Annotated in this window: 13 protein-coding genes; 8 read left to right on the top strand and 5 right to left on the bottom strand. The window is 72.6% G+C overall.

The features are described from left to right. Positions 1 to 58 precede the first annotated feature (58 nt). Together ACZ7LY_RS25875 and ACZ7LY_RS25870 are read left to right on the top strand one after the other, a co-directional pair. A complete protein-coding gene (locus tag ACZ7LY_RS25875; protein ID WP_471627099.1) occupies positions 59 to 1114 on the top strand; it encodes an LLM class F420-dependent oxidoreductase in 1056 nt (351 codons plus the stop codon). A gap of 257 nt (positions 1115 to 1371) precedes the next feature. Continuing rightward, on the top strand, positions 1372 to 2160 hold the full coding sequence (locus ACZ7LY_RS25870; RefSeq protein WP_471627098.1) for a ferritin-like domain-containing protein: 789 nt from the start codon (positions 1372 to 1374) through the stop codon (positions 2158 to 2160). Between the two features lie 111 nt (positions 2161 to 2271). Here the strand turns inward: ACZ7LY_RS25870 and corA are convergent, their stop codons facing one another. After that, positions 2272 to 3273, bottom strand: a complete 1002-nt coding sequence (gene corA, locus ACZ7LY_RS25865; protein WP_471627097.1) for a magnesium/cobalt transporter CorA — start codon at positions 3271 to 3273, stop codon at positions 2272 to 2274. A 62-nt stretch (positions 3274 to 3335) separates the two neighbouring features. Between corA and ACZ7LY_RS25860 the strand changes: the two genes are divergently transcribed. The 6 genes from ACZ7LY_RS25860 to ACZ7LY_RS25835 all read left to right on the top strand — a co-directional run bounded on the left by ACZ7LY_RS25860 (position 3336) and on the right by ACZ7LY_RS25835 (position 10811). After that, the gene (locus ACZ7LY_RS25860) at positions 3336 to 4022 is read left to right on the top strand and encodes a histidine phosphatase family protein (protein WP_471627096.1); all 687 of its coding nucleotides are present in this window, start codon (positions 3336 to 3338) and stop codon (positions 4020 to 4022) included. Between the two features lie 65 nt (positions 4023 to 4087). After that, positions 4088 to 4678 (top strand): DUF3090 domain-containing protein, encoded by a 591-nt coding sequence (locus ACZ7LY_RS25855; protein ID WP_471627095.1) that lies wholly within the window; start codon positions 4088 to 4090, stop codon positions 4676 to 4678. Next, on the top strand, positions 4642 to 5520 hold the full coding sequence (locus ACZ7LY_RS25850) for an SCO1664 family protein (protein WP_471627094.1): 879 nt from the start codon (positions 4642 to 4644) through the stop codon (positions 5518 to 5520). The genes ACZ7LY_RS25855 and ACZ7LY_RS25850 overlap by 37 nt, the downstream gene beginning before the upstream one ends. Positions 5521 to 5585: 65 nt before the next feature. Continuing rightward, entirely contained in the window at positions 5586 to 6023 is a 438-nt protein-coding gene (locus ACZ7LY_RS25845; protein ID WP_471627093.1) for an SRPBCC domain-containing protein, read from the top strand. Positions 6024 to 6127: 104 nt separating this feature from the next. Continuing rightward, complete coding sequence (gene mshC / locus ACZ7LY_RS25840) at positions 6128 to 7357, top strand: cysteine--1-D-myo-inosityl 2-amino-2-deoxy-alpha-D-glucopyranoside ligase (RefSeq protein ID WP_471627092.1); 1230 nt, start codon at positions 6128 to 6130, stop codon at positions 7355 to 7357. 322 nt (positions 7358 to 7679) lie between these two features. After that, complete coding sequence (locus ACZ7LY_RS25835; RefSeq protein WP_471627091.1) at positions 7680 to 10811, top strand: NPCBM/NEW2 domain-containing protein; 3132 nt, start codon at positions 7680 to 7682, stop codon at positions 10809 to 10811. A 106-nt stretch (positions 10812 to 10917) separates the two neighbouring features. Here ACZ7LY_RS25835 and ACZ7LY_RS25830 read toward each other — a convergent pair whose 3' ends face one another. From ACZ7LY_RS25830 to ACZ7LY_RS25815, 4 genes are all read right to left on the bottom strand, one after another. After that, positions 10918 to 11919 carry a PAC2 family protein gene (locus ACZ7LY_RS25830; RefSeq protein WP_471627090.1) on the bottom strand — a complete coding sequence of 334 codons (1002 nt, stop codon included), beginning with the start codon at positions 11917 to 11919 and terminating at the stop codon, positions 10918 to 10920. A gap of 216 nt (positions 11920 to 12135) precedes the next feature. Beyond that, the gene (locus ACZ7LY_RS25825) at positions 12136 to 12807 is read right to left on the bottom strand and encodes a FadR/GntR family transcriptional regulator (protein WP_471627089.1); all 672 of its coding nucleotides are present in this window, start codon (positions 12805 to 12807) and stop codon (positions 12136 to 12138) included. A 62-nt stretch (positions 12808 to 12869) separates the two neighbouring features. Next, positions 12870 to 13958, bottom strand: a complete 1089-nt coding sequence (locus tag ACZ7LY_RS25820; protein ID WP_471627088.1) for an LLM class flavin-dependent oxidoreductase — start codon at positions 13956 to 13958, stop codon at positions 12870 to 12872. A gap of 46 nt (positions 13959 to 14004) precedes the next feature. Beyond that, on the bottom strand, positions 14005 to 15165 hold the full coding sequence (locus ACZ7LY_RS25815; protein ID WP_471627087.1) for an LLM class flavin-dependent oxidoreductase: 1161 nt from the start codon (positions 15163 to 15165) through the stop codon (positions 14005 to 14007). Between the last annotated feature and the right edge of the window lie 120 nt (positions 15166 to 15285).

Below are 15285 nucleotides of genomic sequence, written 5' to 3'. Positions count from 1 at the left end.
AAGAGACGTTACCGATGGGTAAGCCAGCGGTCCCGTACGGCGTTAGGGGATGTGGATAATGAAGCTCGGCATCAATCTCGGTTACTGGGGCGCGGGCATGGACGCGGACAACCTGGCCGTCGCCAAGGAGGCGGACCGGCTCGGCTACGCGGTGTGCTGGGCGGCCGAGGCGTACGGCTCCGACGCCGCCACCGTGCTCGCCTACGTCGCCGCCCAGACCGAGCGGATCGACGTCGGCTCGGCCATCTTCCAGATCCCGGCCCGGCAGCCCACGATGACGGCGATGACGGCGGCGACCCTCGACTCGCTGTCCGGCGGCCGGTTCCGGCTCGGGCTCGGGGTGTCGGGCCCGCAGGTGTCCGAGGGCTGGTACGGCGTCACGTTCGACAAGCCGCTGGCGCGCACGCGCGAGTACGTCGAGATCGTGCGCAAGGCGATGACGCGCGAACGGCTCTCCTACGAGGGCACGCACTGGACGCTGCCGCTGCCGGGCGGCCCCGGCAAGCCGCTGAAGCTGACCGTGCACCCGCAGCGCGAGCACATCCCGCTGTACATCGCGGCGATCGGCCCGAAGAACCTGGAGCAGACCGGCGAGATCGCGGACGGCGCGCTGCTGATCTTCCCGGCGGCCGAGCACCTGGAGGAGACCGCGCTGCGGCACCTCCGCGCGGGCCGCGAGAAGGCCGGCAAGACGCTGGACGGCTTCGACGTGTGCCCGACGCTGCCGCTGGCCGTGGGCGACGACAAGGACGTCGCGGCGCTGGCCGACATGTTCCGCCCGTACACCGCGCTCTATGTGGGCGGTATGGGCAGCCGCAAGCAGAACTTCTACAACCAGCTCGCCTGCCGCATGGGCTACGAGAAGGAGGCCGCCGAGATCCAGGACAAGTACCTGGCGGGCGACAAGGAGGGCGCCGCCGCGGCCGTCCCGCACCAGTTGATCGACTCCACGACGCTGCTCGGCTCGGTGGACCGGATCGCCGACCGGATGCGCCAGTACGCCGCTGCCGGAGTCACGACGCTGACGCTCGCGCCGGCCGGCTTCGCCCTGGAGGACCGCCTGGCCTCGCTGCGCGCGGGCACCGAGGCACTGGAGCGCGCCGGGCTGGCGTGACGGGGAGGGGTGCGAAGTTCTGCGGCCGTGGTGGGGGCTCGGGGGGTCTTCCCCGCCACGGCCGACACCCCACCAACGCCCCAACCCCCCACAGAGTTACGCCCAAACCCGCCCCCCCAGGGGCGCAAGGAACCGCGCACAGAGCCAGAACGGACCCGCACCCCCCCATTCGGCCCAGCCGAAGCCCGGCCAGGGTTGCCGCCCCTCACACCCCCCGCTTGACTCGGCCAGAGCACCCGCAGGGAGATGGTGGCGCCATGCTGTCGGCCAAGAGCCTGTTCGAGGAGATCCTCGACGACGACGAGTCGTTCCGGCTGTTCTGTTCCGTCGCGGCAGGCGGCGAGGCCCAGGGCGGCTGGGAGAACGGCCGGATCGCCGCCCTCGTCCCCGCGTCCGAGGCGGCCCTCGCCCCCAAGGTGGCCCGGCACGGCGCCGACGAGGACAAGCACGGCCGTATCTTCACCGCCCTCATGAAGAAGCGCGGCCTCGCCCCCGTCCCCGTACCGCCCGAGACGGACTACACGATGCTCCTGGAGCGCCGCGGCATCGGACTCGCCCACGCGCGCCTGAAGCGGGACGAGCCGCTGGACGTGCGGGACATCGTCACGTACCTGGCGCACAGCAGGGTCACCGAACAACGGGCCTCCGAGCAGATGCGGCTCCTGCGCAAGCACTTCGCGCACCACCCGGACGTCGGCCGCGCGGTGAAGATGATCTCCAACGACGAGGACAACCACCTCGCCTATTGTCACGAGGAACTGCTGCGCCTGGCCCGCGCCGGGCACGGCCGCCTCATCCAGCGCACCCTGCGCGCGTGCGCGCTGGCGGAGATCGAGGTCCACCGGGACGTCAGCCTCGCCGTCATGGACCGCATGGGCCGCCTCCTGGGCTGGTCCAGGGCCAGGGCCGCGCTCCTGACCGCCGGCATCCAAGCGCAGTACGCGTACGAGCGCCTGGGCGGCTGGCGGCGCATGGTCCGCCTGGAGCCGCCCGCCCGCCGGGACGCGCTGGGCGGCCCGGCGACCACCTCGGTCGAGTTCGCCTGACGGAGAGCCACCCGCGCCAGACGCCACCCGCGTCACGCGCCCCCCGCGTGTCACGCCCCCCGCGTCACAGGCCGCCCGCGTCACACGCCACCCGCACCAGACGCCCCCGCGTCACAGCCAGCCGCGCCGCTTGAACGTCCGGTACAGCATCAGCTCCAGCAGCGCCATCACGAGGATCACCGCCGGATACGACCACGCCCAGTGCAGCTCGGGCATGTGGTCGAAGTTCATGCCGTACACGCCCGCCAGCATCGTCGGCACCGCCGCCATCGCCGCCCACGCGGAGATCTTGCGCATGTCGTCGTTCTGCCGGACGCTCATCTGCGCCAGGTGCGCGTTGAGGATGTCGGAGACCAGGCGGTCGAGGCTGTCCACGGCCTCGTTGACGCGGGTCAGATGGTCGTTGACGTCACGGAAGAACGGCTTCGCGTCCTCGTTGACGAACGGCACCGCCGACAGCCCCCACGGGCCCACGCCCGACAGCCTGGCCAGCGGCATCGCCAGCGGACCCGTCGCCCGCCGGAACTCCACGATCTGCCGCTTGAACGTGTAGATCCGCGACGCCGTGTCGCGGGAGCCGCCGCCGTCCGGCGAGAACACCTCGGCCTCCAGCTCCTCCAGGTCCGTCTGGAGCTCGCCGGCCACGTCCACGTAGTGGTCCACCGCCGCGTCGGCGACGGAGTAGAGCACCGCCGTCGGCCCGTGCGCCAGGAACTCGGGATCGCGCTCCAGACGCCCGCGTACGGCCTTCAGAGGCGCGCCCTCGCCGTGCCGGACGGTCACGACGAACGAGTCGCCGAGGAACAGCATCAGCTCGCCGCTGGAGACACGGTCGCTCTGCGGCTCGTAGTCCACCGGCTTCAGGACGACGAACAGGGAGTCGTCGTAGATCTCCAGCTTCGGGCGCTGATGGGCCTTGAGGGCGTCCTCCACGGCCAGCGGATGCAGCCCGAACTCCTGGCTGACCGTGGCGAACTCCTCCTCGGTGGGCTCGTGCAGCCCGATCCACACGAAGGCGTCGCCCTCGGCACGCGCCTCGTCCAGCGCGTCGGAGAAGTCGTGCGGGACGTCGGAACGGCGCCCGTCCTTGTAGATGGCGCAGTCGACGATCATGACGTGCATTCTCCCCAGGGGGTGTCTTCGGCGCACCTGCGCGGCGGCCTACTCTTGCGGACATGCCCACGCTGATCCTCGTCCGGCACGGACGCTCCACCGCCAACACCGCGGGTCTGCTCGCCGGGTGGACCCCCGGCGTGGCCCTCGACGAGCGCGGCGCCGCGCAGGCCGCCGCGCTGCCCGGCAGGCTCGCGGACCTGCCGCTCGCCGAGGTCGTCACGAGCCCCCTCCAGCGCTGCCAGGAGACCGTCGCGCCGCTGCTCGCCGCGCGCCCCGGCCTCACCGCGCACACCGACGACCGCATCGGGGAGTGCGACTACGGCGACTGGTCCGGGCGCAAGCTCGCCGAACTGACCGACCACCCCCTCATGGAGGTCGTCCAGCAGCACCCCACGGCCGCCGCGTTCCCCGGCGGCGAGTCGATGCGGCAGATGCAGCACCGGGCCGCGGAGGCGGTACGGGAGTGGAACGCGCGCGTGGAACGGGACCACGGCGCCGAAGCCGTCTATCTCATGTGCTCCCACGGCGACATCATCAAGTCGCTCGTGGCGGACGCGCTCGGACTGCATCTGGACCTCTTTCAGCGGATCTCCGTAGAGCCTTGTTCCATCACGGCGATCCGTTACACACGGCTGCGGCCATTTCTCGTGCGCCTCGGAGATACCGGCGACCTCGCCTCGCTGGCACCGCGCGAAGGGCACGGAGAGCCGGACGCTCCGGTCGGGGGCGGCGCGGGCGCACCGTGATCGTCGGCCGCAGTAGGGTGAGGCACCGGTAAGCAGTCGATCCCCGAATCCCATGGAGACAGGACGTGTCCCGTCAGGTGTTCCTCTACGACCCTCCGGAGCGGTTCGTGGCCGGTACGGTCGGGCTCCCCGGGCGCCGCACCTTCTTCCTGCAGGCCTCGGCAGGGACCCGGGTCACCAGCGTCGCGCTGGAGAAGACCCAGGTCGCCGCGCTCGCCGAGCGCATGGACGAACTGCTGGACGAGGTGGTCCGCCGCAGCGGGGGCAACGCGCCGGTGCCGGCCCTCGCGCCCGCCGAGGTGACCGACACGGCCCCGCTGGACGCGCCCGTCGAGGAGGAGTTCCGCGTCGGCACGATGGCCCTCGCCTGGGACGGTGACGAGCAGCGCATGATCGTCGAGGCACAGGCGCTCGTGGAGCTGGACGCCGACTCCGAGGAGGACCTCGCCGAGGCCGAGGAGCGGCTGCTCCAGGACGAGGAGAACGGGCCACCGATGCTGCGCGTACGCCTGACGGGCCCGCAGGCCCGCGCGTTCGCCAAGCGGGCCCTCGAGGTCGTGAACGCCGGGCGCCCGCCGTGCCCCCTGTGCAGCCTGCCGCTCGACCCGGAGGGACACGTATGTCCGCGACAGAACGGATACCGGCGCGACGCGTGAGCGCGGCCGCCGACATCGACCTCCTCACGCGCGGGACGCTGGAGGTCAGGGGACAGATCCGCGAGGCGTCGAACGCGGTGCTGCTGTGCACCGTCACCCTGGACGGCCGCGAGGCGGCCTGCGTCTACAAACCGGTGCGCGGCGAGCGCCCCCTGTGGGACTTCCCCGACGGCACGCTCGCCCAGCGGGAGGTCGCCGCGTACGAGGTCTCCGAGGCGCTCGGCTGGGGCCTCGTCCCGCCGACGGTCCTGCGCGACGGCCCGTACGGCGAGGGCATGTGCCAGTGGTGGATCGAAGCCCCCGAGGAGCCCGCGGGCGCGGGGGAGGGCGACGAGGCGGGCGAGACCGGTGAGGCCGGGGCCGGGCTGCTCGCGCTCGTCGAGGGCGACGAACCCGGCGAGGGCTGGAAGGCGATCGGGTTCGCGGAGGTCGGCGAGGGCCGCACCGCGCTCCTCGTGCACGCCGACGACCCGCGCCTGCGCCGCCTCGCCGTGCTCGACGCGGTCATCAACAACGGCGACCGCAAGGGCGGCCATCTGCTGCTCGACGCGGAGGGCCGACTGTACGGCATCGATCACGGCGTCACCTTCCACGCCGAGGACAAGCTGCGCACCCTGCTGTGGGGCTGGGCGGGCGAGCCGCTGACGGAGGAGGCGACGGCCGCCCTCCAGGGCCTCGCCGGGCGCCTCGCCGCCGGGCAGCCGCTCGCGGACCGGCTCGCCGAGCTGATCACCCCGGCCGAGCTGGACGCCGTACGGGAACGGGTCGCGGCCCTGCTGGCGTCCGGCCGGCACCGGGAGCCGGGCGGCGAGTGGCCCGCGATCCCCTGGCCGCCCGTGTGACCCCAGCCGCCCGTCCGACAGCGTTGCGGGGGCGATTGTCAGTGGGGCGGGCTACGTTCGAAGGCATGACCAAGCTGATAGTCGAGGACCGGATCGACGCACCGGTCACGGATGTGTTCCGGGCGATCGTCACGCCCGAGGGCCTGTCGAGCTTCTTCACCGCCGAGACGTCCGCCGCGCTCGTCGCCGGGACCACGGTGACGTGGCGGTTCGGCCATGTCGACGCGAGTTTCGAGGTGGACGTCGAGGCGGTCGAGGAGGACCGGCTCGTCTCCTGGACCTGGCCGGGCGCCACCGTCACCGTCGAGCTGGCCGACGAGGACGGCGCGACCCGGCTGACGATCACCGAGGCCCCTATGGGCGAGGGGATCGACGGCACCGCCCGCGCGGTGGGCCAGACACAGGGCTGGACGTACTTCGTGTGCGGCCTGCGCGCCTACCTCCTGCACGGGATACATCACTTCGGCCTCTCGGACGCCATCCGGGCCACGGTCGTCGAGTGAGGGCGCCCGGTAGCGCCCCGGCCGGGGGTGCGCAAGAGCGCGTCGTCGGCCATCACAGGCGGTCCGGTTCGTATGCGGAAGCACCGTCCGGTTAGGCTCAGGACATGCATGCCTGGCCCGCTTCTGAGGTCCCCGCCCTGCCTGGCAAGGGCCGCGACCTGAGGATCCACGACACCGCGACCGATGGGCTCGTCACCCTTGAGCCCGGTCCCGTCGCCCGTATCTACGTCTGCGGTATCACTCCGTACGACGCGACCCACATGGGTCACGCGGCGACCTACAACGCGTTCGACCTCGTGCAGCGCGTGTGGCTCGACACCAAGCGGCAGGTTCACTACGTCCAGAACGTGACGGACGTCGACGATCCTCTGCTGGAGCGGGCCGTACGCGACGGCATCGACTGGGAGGGCCTCGCCGAGCGTGAGACCGCCCTGTTCCGTGAGGACATGACGGCGCTGCGGATGCTCCCGCCGCGCGAGTACATAGGCGCCGTCGAGGCGATACCCGGCATCGTGCCGCTCGTCGAGCGACTGCGGGACGCCGGTGCCGCCTACGACCTGGACGGCGACGTCTACTTCTCCGTCGAGTCCGACCCGCACTTCGGCTCCGTCTCGAACCTGGACGCGGCGGCGATGCGGCTGCTGTCCGCCGAGCGCGGCGGCGACCCGGACCGCCCGGGCAAGAAGAATGCGCTGGACCCGATGCTGTGGATGGCCGCGCGCGACGGCGAGCCGAGCTGGGACGGCGCCTCCCTCGGCCGCGGCCGGCCCGGCTGGCACATCGAGTGCGTCGCCATCGCCCTCGACCACCTCGGCATGGGCTTCGACGTGCAGGGCGGCGGCTCCGACCTCGCCTTCCCGCACCACGAGATGGGCGCCTCGCACGCGCAGGTCCTCACCGGCGAGTTCCCGATGGCCAAGGCGTACGTCCACGCCGGCATGGTCGGTCTCGACGGCGAGAAGATGTCGAAGTCCAAGGGCAACCTGGTCTTCGTCTCCCGGCTCCGCCGCGACGGCGTCGACCCGGCCGCGATCCGGCTCGCGCTGCTCGCTCACCACTACCGCGCCGACTGGGAGTGGACCGACCAGGTCCTCGCCGACGCCGTCGCCCGCCTCGGCCGCTGGCGCGCGGCGGTCTCCCGCCCCGACGGGCCGGACGCGGAGCCGCTGGTGGAGGAGATCCGCGAGGCGCTCGCCCACGACCTCGACGCGCCGTCGGCGCTCGCGGCGGTCGACCGCTGGGTCGAGCGCCAGTCCGCCGAGGGCGGCACGGACGAGGGCGCCCCCGGCGTCGTCTCCCGAGCGGTGGACGCCCTCCTGGGAGTAGCCCTCTAACCCACCCCACCCAAAGAACCCCGGCCGCCCAAGCGCCCGGGGTTCTCTGCATCCCAAGAGCGCCCGAGAAAATCGGCGCGAGCACCAAAGACGGTCAGCGAGTCTTAGAACTCCGCTCACCCCCACCCCGTCAGGGGCGCGGGGAACTGCGCGAGCAACCACGACGGCGGGAAAGCCGAAAAACCGTCCCCAGCCACCCACCCCCCGCCAGGGGCGCGGGGAACTGCGCAAACGGCTTCAAGGGACGCCCACCCAAGAACGCCGCCCAGCCACCCCCCCGCCACCCCTACCCCCATGCTCGAATCTGCGCTAAACAACGCCCATGCAATCAACATCGCGCACCCGGAGACGCCTCAGAGCCCTACTGCCCCTAGCCGCGCTCACCCTCACCACCGCCCTCATCGCCACCCCGGCAACGGCAACCGCCACCCCGGCCACGACCACCGCCACCCAGACCGGCTCCGCCACTCAATCCGCCCCCGCCGCCGGAACCATCGGCGACGTCACCGCCTTCCACCCCGACGACGCCCACGCCACGTACACCCTCACCGCCGGCCAGGCCAAGGCCCGCGTCACCTTCCGCACCCGCGAGACGTTCCGGATAGAGGCCGCCCCGGACGGCGACTTCACGGACCCGGCGGCGGACGCCATCACGCTGCCCCAGGACCCCGACGGCAAGGACAAGCCCCCGCAGACCCGCTGGAAGGACCAGGGCGACCGCTACGAGCTGAGCAGCGCCAAGGTCACCCTGCGCGCCTACAAGTCCCCCCTGCGCTTCGCGCTGTACCGCAACGACGGCACCCGGCTCTGGTCCGAGGACAAGCCCCTGAGCTGGAGCGCCGACACCACCACGCAGACGCTCGCCCGCGGCGCCGACGAGCAGTTCTACGGCGCCGGCATGCAGAACGGCCGAGGCAACACCAGCCTGCGCGACAAGACCGTCAAGGCCGAGGTCGACTACAACTGGAACGACGGCGGCCACCCCAACTCCGTGCCGTTCTACCTCTCCACGGCCGGCTACGGCGTCTTCCGCAACACCTTCGCCCCGAACACCTACACCTTCGGCGAACCCGTCACCGCCTCCGCGAAGGAGCACCGCTTCGACGCGTACTACTTCGCCGGCAGCGGCAAGGACAGCGCGAAGGACGTCATCGGGCAGTACACACAGCTCACCGGCAAACCGTTCCTGCCGCCCGTGTACGGCCTGGAGATCGGCGACGCCGACTGCTACCTGCACAACGCCAACCGAGGCGAGCGCCACACCCTGGACGCCCTGAAGATCTCCGACAGTTACGTCAAGAACGACATGCCCCTCGGCTGGATGCTCGTCAACGACGGCTACGGCTGCGGCCACGAGAACCTCGCCGAGGCCGCCAAGGGCCTCCAGGACCGGGGCGCGCAGCTCGGCCTGTGGACCGAGAACGGCATCGACAAGATCGCCGAGCAGGTCAAGGCGGGCCAGCGGGTCGCCAAGCTGGACGTCGCCTGGGTCGGCTCCGGCTACAAGTTCGCCCTGGACGGCTGCAAGGCCGCCTACAAGGGCATCGAGGACAACTCCGACGCCCGCGGCTTCACCTGGGCCCCCGAGAGCTGGGCCGGCGCGCAGCGCTGCGGCGTGCAGTGGTCCGGCGACCAGTCCGGCTCCTGGGACTACATCCGCTGGCAGATCCCCACGTACGCGGGCGCCACCATGTCCGGGCTCGCCTACACCACCGGTGACGTGGACGGCATCTTCGGCGGCAGCCCCAAGACGTACGTACGCGACCTCCAGTGGAAGTCGCTGCTGCCCGTCACCATGACGATGGACGGCTGGGCCGCCAGCGACAAGCAGCCGTTCCGCCAGGGCGAGCCGTACACGTCGATCAACCGCAAGTACCTCAAGCTGCACGAGTCGCTGCTGCCGTACCTGTACTCCTACGCGCACGAGGCGACGAAGACCGGCGTCGGCGCGGTGCGCCCGCTCGCCCTGGAGTACCCCGACGACCCGAAGGCCGCCACCGACGCGGCGAAGTACGAGTTCCTGACCGGCGAGGACTTCCTCGTCGCGCCCGTCTACCAGGACACCGCCGTACGCGACGGCATCTATCTGCCCAAGGGCACCTGGACCGACTACTGGACCGGCCGCGTCTACCAGGGCCCCACCACCGTCGACGGCTACCGCGCCCCGCTCGACACCCTCCCGCTGTTCGTCAAGGGCGGCGCCGCCGTACCCATGTGGCCCGGCATCCGCTCCTACGCCGACCGCACCGCCGGCTCCCCGCCGGCCTGGGACGTCTACCCGCAGGGCAGCAGCTCGTTCACGCTGTACGAGGACGACGGCGTGACCCGCGCCCACCGCGACGGCGCCTACGCCACCCAGCGCGCCGACGTCACCGCCCCCGCCTCGGGCCCCGGCGACGTGCGCGTCCAGGTCGGCGCGAGCGAAGGCACGTACAAGGGCAAGCAGACCGCCCGCCCCTACGCGTTCACCCTGCACACCGGCGACGCGCCCCGGCAGGTCGAACTCGACGGCAAGAAGCTCCCCGAGCTGACCGCCGCCGCCTTCGGTGACGCCGCGAGCGGCTGGTACTACGACCGGGACGACAAGGGCGGCGTCGTCCGCGTGAAGACCCCCGCCCTGCCCACCGACCGCGCCTTCACCCTCGACCTGCGCGACACCGCCGCCGTCGGCGGAGCCGTGCCGGGGGCCGGAGCCACCGTCACCGCCCCGCTCGACCAGGAACTCGGCGCGGGCGCCCCCGGCAAGGTCGCCGTGGACGTCACCGCCGGGACGAAGGACGCCACCGGGGTCAGCGTCGCCCTCGACGCCCCCGCCGGCTGGCGGGCCGGCGACCCCGTCACCGTCGACCGGATCGCCGCCGGGCAGACCCGGCGCGTCGAGGTCCCGCTCACACCCGCCGCGAGCGCCAAGGCGGGGGAGCAGACCCTGACCGCGACCGTCCGGCACACGGCGGCCGGTGAACAGCGCACCGCCCAGGGCCGGTTCGCCGTCACGGTGATGCCGCCCCCGCCCACCGCCGACACTTGGGCGAGCGACATGGAGTGGCTGCGCGCCACCAACGGCTACGGGCCCGCCGAACGCGACCGCTCCAACGGCGAGTCCGGCGCCGCCGACGGCCACACCCTCACCCTCGCCGGGAAGACGTACGCGAAGGGCATCGGCGTCCACGCCGACTCCGACATCGAGGTCTACCTCGGCGGCCGGTGCACGCGGCTGACCGCCGACGCGGGCATCGACGACGAGATCAACGGCTATGGGGAGGTCGCCTTCTCCGTGGAGGCGGACGGCAAGACGCTGTGGACCTCGCCGAAGGTCAACGGCGCCTCCGCCACCGTCCCCGTCGACGTGGACGTCACCGGGGCGCGGCACCTGCGCCTGAAGGTCACCGACACCAACAACTCCAAGACCGGCGACCACGGCGACTGGGCCGCCGCCCGCTTCACCTGCTCCTGACCCGAAGGGCACGACAGCACAGCACAGCACGACAGAACACAGCCCGACACAGCACAGCGCCGGGCGGGGGATTCCCTCGCCCGGCGCTGTCGTACGGCGGTACGGCTCAGTCCTCGGGGTTCGGCGGGTCCTGGTTCGGGTTCTCCTCGCCGCCGGTCTCGGGGCGCGGCGGCTTCGACGGGCGGGAGCGGCCGCCGGAGCCGGGGTTGTCCCGCAGGAACGACGACGGGTCGCCGCCGTCCGTCGCGTGCCCGCCCGGCGCGGACCCCGGCTCCCGGCGCCGCAGATACCGCTCGAACTCGCGGGCGATGGCCTCACCCGTCGCCTCCGGCAGCTCGGCCGTGTCCCGGGCCTCCTCCAGCGACTGCACGTACTCCGCGACCTCGCTGTCCTCGGCCGCGAGCTGGTCCACGCCGAGCTGCCAGGCCCGCGCGTCCTCGGGCAGCTCGCCCAGCGGGATGCGCAGGTCGATCAGGTCCTCCAGGCGGTTGAGCAGCGCCAGCGTCGCCTTCGGGTTCGGCGGCTGCGACACGTAGTGCGGGACCGCCGCCCACAGCGAGACCGCCGGGACGCCCGCGTGCGTGCACGCCTCCTGGAGGATGCCGACGATGCCCGTGGGGCCCTCGTACTTGGTCTCCTCCAGGTCCATCCGCGCGGCCAGCTCGGTGTCCGAGGTCACCCCGGAGACCGGCACCGGCCGGGTGTGCGGGGTGTCGCCGAGCAGCGCGCCGAGGACGACGACCAGTTCGACGCCCAGCTCATGGGCGAAGCCCAGCAGTTCGTTGCAGAACGAGCGCCAGCGCATCGACGGCTCGATGCCGCGCACCAGCACCAGATCGCGCGGCTTGTCGCCGCCGACGCGGACCACGGAGAGCCGGGTCGTCGGCCATGTGATCTTGCGGACCCCGTCCTCGACGAAGACCGTGGGCCGGTTGACCTGGAAGTCGTAGTAGTCCTCGGCGTCCAGCGCCGCGAACACCTCGCCCTTGAACTCCTTGTCGAGATGCGCGACCGCGGCGGAGGCGGCGTCGCCGGCATCGTTCCAGCCCTCGAACGCGGCCACCATGACCGGGTCGACCAGCTCGGGAACCCCCTCGAGCTCGATCACCCAGTGCCTCCTTCCGACGTTCCCCCAGTGCCGTCGCGGCCTGGGGGGACTCTCGCGTACCTGCCCACCTTACGGCGTCCGCGACAGCCCTCCGCAGCCCCCTGGAACCCGGAGGCTGCCCGGAACACTGCCCCGGCCGGGCGCGGTCCACTCCACCCGCGGGGGCGGCTCACCGGGGCCGAGGCTCATGGGGCGAAGGCTCACCGGGCCCAAGGCTCACAGGGTCGAGCGCAGCCACTGCTCCACGCTGGCGATGTGCACCGTCGCCCACGAGCGCGCCGCCTCCGCGTCCCGGTCGCGCAGCGCCGCGAGGATCGCCCGGTGCTCGCGCAGCGTCCGGCTCACCGCGTCCTCCTGCGTCAGCCCGCGCCACACCCGGGCGCGGGTGGTGGGCCCGGACAGGCCGTCGAGCAGGGAGCACAGCACCGAGTTCCCCGACGCCTTGACGATGCCCCGGTGGAAGTCGAGGTCGGCGGCGACCAACTGCTCCACCGACGGCTCGGGCCCGAGGTCGTCCAGGTGCGCGCTCAGCTTGTCGAGCTGCTCCTCGTCGATCAGCGGGGCCGCCATCGCCGTCGCCGCCGGCTCCAGGATGCGGCGCACCGCCAGGAACTCCAGGACCGTGTCGTCGCGGTGGAAGTCCACGACGAAGCTCAGCGCCTCAAGGAGCAACTGCGGGTCGAGGCTCGTGACGTACGTCCCGTCGCCCTGCCGTACGTCGAGGATGCGGATCAGCGACAGCGCGCGGACCGCCTCCCGCAGCGAGTTGCGGGACAGGCCGAGGTCGGCGGCCAGCTCGCTCTCCTTGGGGAGCCGGTCGCCGGGGCGCAGCGCGCCCGAGACGATCATGTCCTTGATCTTCTCGATGGCCTCGTCGGTGACGGCCATGGCAGCCCCCTCTGCTCGTCCCCGGAGGGCCCATACCTCCGATGTCCGGGACCATTATGGGGTCAGGAGAGGCCCCCGGGACCGGTTCCGTCCGACTCCCACAGGGCGCTCGGCGCCGCCGCGCGCACCACGGGCGCGATCTCCTCCGCGAACCGGTGCAGCGTCTCGATCTGCTCGCTCGTCCCCTGTCCGAACGAGTCGACCGTCACCGACTGCAGATCGTGCCGGTACACCTCGTGGTAGCCGAGGATCTTGTCGATGATCTGCTGCGGGGATCCGATCAGTTGGGGCCCGTCCGCGATGGCGTCCTCGATCGTACGGAAGGGCGTGTTGTACCCGGCGCGGCCCGCGAGGTCCGGCCGGAACGACTGCGCGACCTTCGCCTCGTACAGCTTTCCGTAGCGGGCGACGGCCTGTTCGTGCGTGTCCGCGATGAGCAGCCCGCCCGAGCCCGCCGCGACATGCGCCCGCGCCGGGTCGTGGCCGTGCGCGGCGAACCGCTCCCGGTAGTGGTCGATCAGCTCGGCGTACGCGGCCCTCGGCTGGACGGCGTTGGCGGTGAACAGCGGATCGCCGTGCAGGGCGGCGAGTTCGGGGGAGTTGCGGGAGGTCGCGGAGCCGTGCCAGACGCGCGGCGGGCCCGCGTAGGGGCGCGGCACGGTCGTCACGCCCTTGAGCGCGGGCCGGAACTCGCCCTCCCAGTCGACGCCCTCCTCGCGCCACAGCCGGCGCAGCAGCTCGTACTTCTCCTTCTGGAGGTCCCACTGGCGCGCCTCGTCGAGCCCGAACAGGTCGAAGTGGCCGGCCTCCGCGCCCTTGCCGATGACCAACTCGATCCGCCCGCGCGCGAGTTGGTCGAGCGTCGCGTAGTCCTCCGCGACCCGCACCGGGTCGAGGACGGCGACGACCGTGACGCCCGTGAGCAGCTTGATGCGGCTCGTGCGGGCGGCCAGCGCGCCAAGGACCGCCGTCGGGCTGGAGGACAGGAACGGGCCCGCGTGCCGCTCGCCGACCGCGTACGCGTCGAACCCGAGCCGTTCGGCCGCCGCCCCGACCTCGACGACCTGCGCCAACCGGGCGGCCGGCGAAGGCAGTTCGCCGGTGAGCGGATGCGGCGCGTGGCCGATGATCGACAGAACCTGGAACCTCATGCCGCTCCTTCGCTTCCCGCCGCCGGACTCTGACCGGCCCGCGCTGTCATACGAGGCCCCACTCGCGCGCCAGCAGCGCGTACGAGCGGACCCGGTCCTCCGGATCGTGCGTGAGGGTGGTGACCAGCAACTCGTCGGCACCGGTAGCCTGTTGCAGCACGGAGAGGCGCTCCGCGACCGTGCCCGGCGCCCCGACGAACTGCGTGTCCACGCGGTCCGCGACCAGCGCCCGGTCCTCGGCGCTCCACACATGCCGGGCCGCCTCCTCGGGCGTCGGGTACGGGATCGCGCCCTCGCCGCCGCGGATCGAGCGCACCCACAGGCCGTACCCGGAGGCCAGCTCCCTGGCCCGCGCGTCGTCCTCGGCCACGACGACGTCCGCCGAGACCACGACGTACGGCTCCGCGAGCGCCGGCGACGGCTTGAACGCGGCCCGGTACGCCTCCACCGCCTCCAGGACCGTGCCGGGGCTGACGTGGTAGTTCGCCGCGAACGGCAGACCCCGCGCCCCGGCCAGCTCCGCGCTCTCGCCGCCGCTGCTGCCCAGCACCCAGACCTCGACGTCGGCGCCCTCGCCCGGCACGGCCGTCGCCCCCGGTGACGTACCCCCGAGCAGGTCGAGCAGTTCGGCGAGCTGGTCCGCGTACGGCGGGGTGTACGCCCCCGGCTGCTGCAACAGCTCGGTCTGGCGCCGGAAGCGCGGGGAGCGGAGCAGGCGGGCGAAGCCGGTGAAGCGGGGTGGGATGTAGAGGCCCTCGTCGGTGAAGGTGCCCTGGCCGGTGGAGGCGCTTTCGCCGGGGGCGCCGGGGGCACTGGATCCCGCCGGGGGAGCGGTCGCGCCCGGCGCCGGGCGCGTGCCCTGGGTGCGGCCCGCCGAGCGGCCGAGGCCGAGGTCGATCCGGCCGGGGTGCAGCGCGTCCAGGATGCCGAACTCCTCGACCACGGACAGCGGCGTGCGGTGCCCGAGCAGCACCGCGCCCGAGCCGACCCGGATGCGGGAGGTCGCCTGCGCCACCGCCTGGATGACGAGCGCGGGCGCCGAGCCGGCCACCCCGGGGTTGAGGTGGTGTTCGGCGAGCCAGTAACGGCGGTAGCCGGACTCCTCGGCGGCCACGGCCAGGCGCAGGGTCGCGCGCAGCGCCTCGGCGGCGTCGGAGCCCGAGGGTATGGGCACCAGATCGAGCACGGAGAGCGGAACCGGAGACATGCCCCCACTCTCGCCCGCCGACATTGCGGCCGTATGTCCGCCGCATGGCAGCGCCCCCGGACGCGCTCCGGACCCTTAAGGCCGCCCCCGGACGCCCCCGGAAGCGGTAAGGGGCGGTCC

The organism is Streptomyces sp. NPDC107550 (genome assembly GCF_055639095.1).
Note: the sequence above shows the minus strand (reverse complement) of the source record. Positions and strands in the feature narration are given on the sequence as shown.

What these genes read in the sequence shown, in the direction of transcription:
- ACZ7LY_RS25870 (WP_471627098.1), top strand. Translation starts at nt 1,372, where the DNA reads ATGCTGTCGGCCAAGAGCCTGTTCGAGGAGATCCTCGACGACGACGAG.
- ACZ7LY_RS25825 (WP_471627089.1), bottom strand. Translation starts at nt 12,807, where the DNA reads ATGGCCGTCACCGACGAGGCCATCGAGAAGATCAAGGACATGATCGTC.
- corA (WP_471627097.1), bottom strand. Translation starts at nt 3,273, where the DNA reads ATGATCGTCGACTGCGCCATCTACAAGGACGGGCGCCGTTCCGACGTC.
- ACZ7LY_RS25850 (WP_471627094.1), top strand. Translation starts at nt 4,642, where the DNA reads ATGTCCGCGACAGAACGGATACCGGCGCGACGCGTGAGCGCGGCCGCC.
- ACZ7LY_RS25820 (WP_471627088.1), bottom strand. Translation starts at nt 13,958, where the DNA reads ATGAGGTTCCAGGTTCTGTCGATCATCGGCCACGCGCCGCATCCGCTC.
- ACZ7LY_RS25845 (WP_471627093.1), top strand. Translation starts at nt 5,586, where the DNA reads ATGACCAAGCTGATAGTCGAGGACCGGATCGACGCACCGGTCACGGAT.
- ACZ7LY_RS25815 (WP_471627087.1), bottom strand. Translation starts at nt 15,165, where the DNA reads ATGTCTCCGGTTCCGCTCTCCGTGCTCGATCTGGTGCCCATACCCTCG.
- mshC (WP_471627092.1), top strand. Translation starts at nt 6,128, where the DNA reads ATGCATGCCTGGCCCGCTTCTGAGGTCCCCGCCCTGCCTGGCAAGGGC.
- ACZ7LY_RS25875 (WP_471627099.1), top strand. Translation starts at nt 59, where the DNA reads ATGAAGCTCGGCATCAATCTCGGTTACTGGGGCGCGGGCATGGACGCG.
- ACZ7LY_RS25860 (WP_471627096.1), top strand. Translation starts at nt 3,336, where the DNA reads ATGCCCACGCTGATCCTCGTCCGGCACGGACGCTCCACCGCCAACACC.
- ACZ7LY_RS25835 (WP_471627091.1), top strand. Translation starts at nt 7,680, where the DNA reads ATGCAATCAACATCGCGCACCCGGAGACGCCTCAGAGCCCTACTGCCC.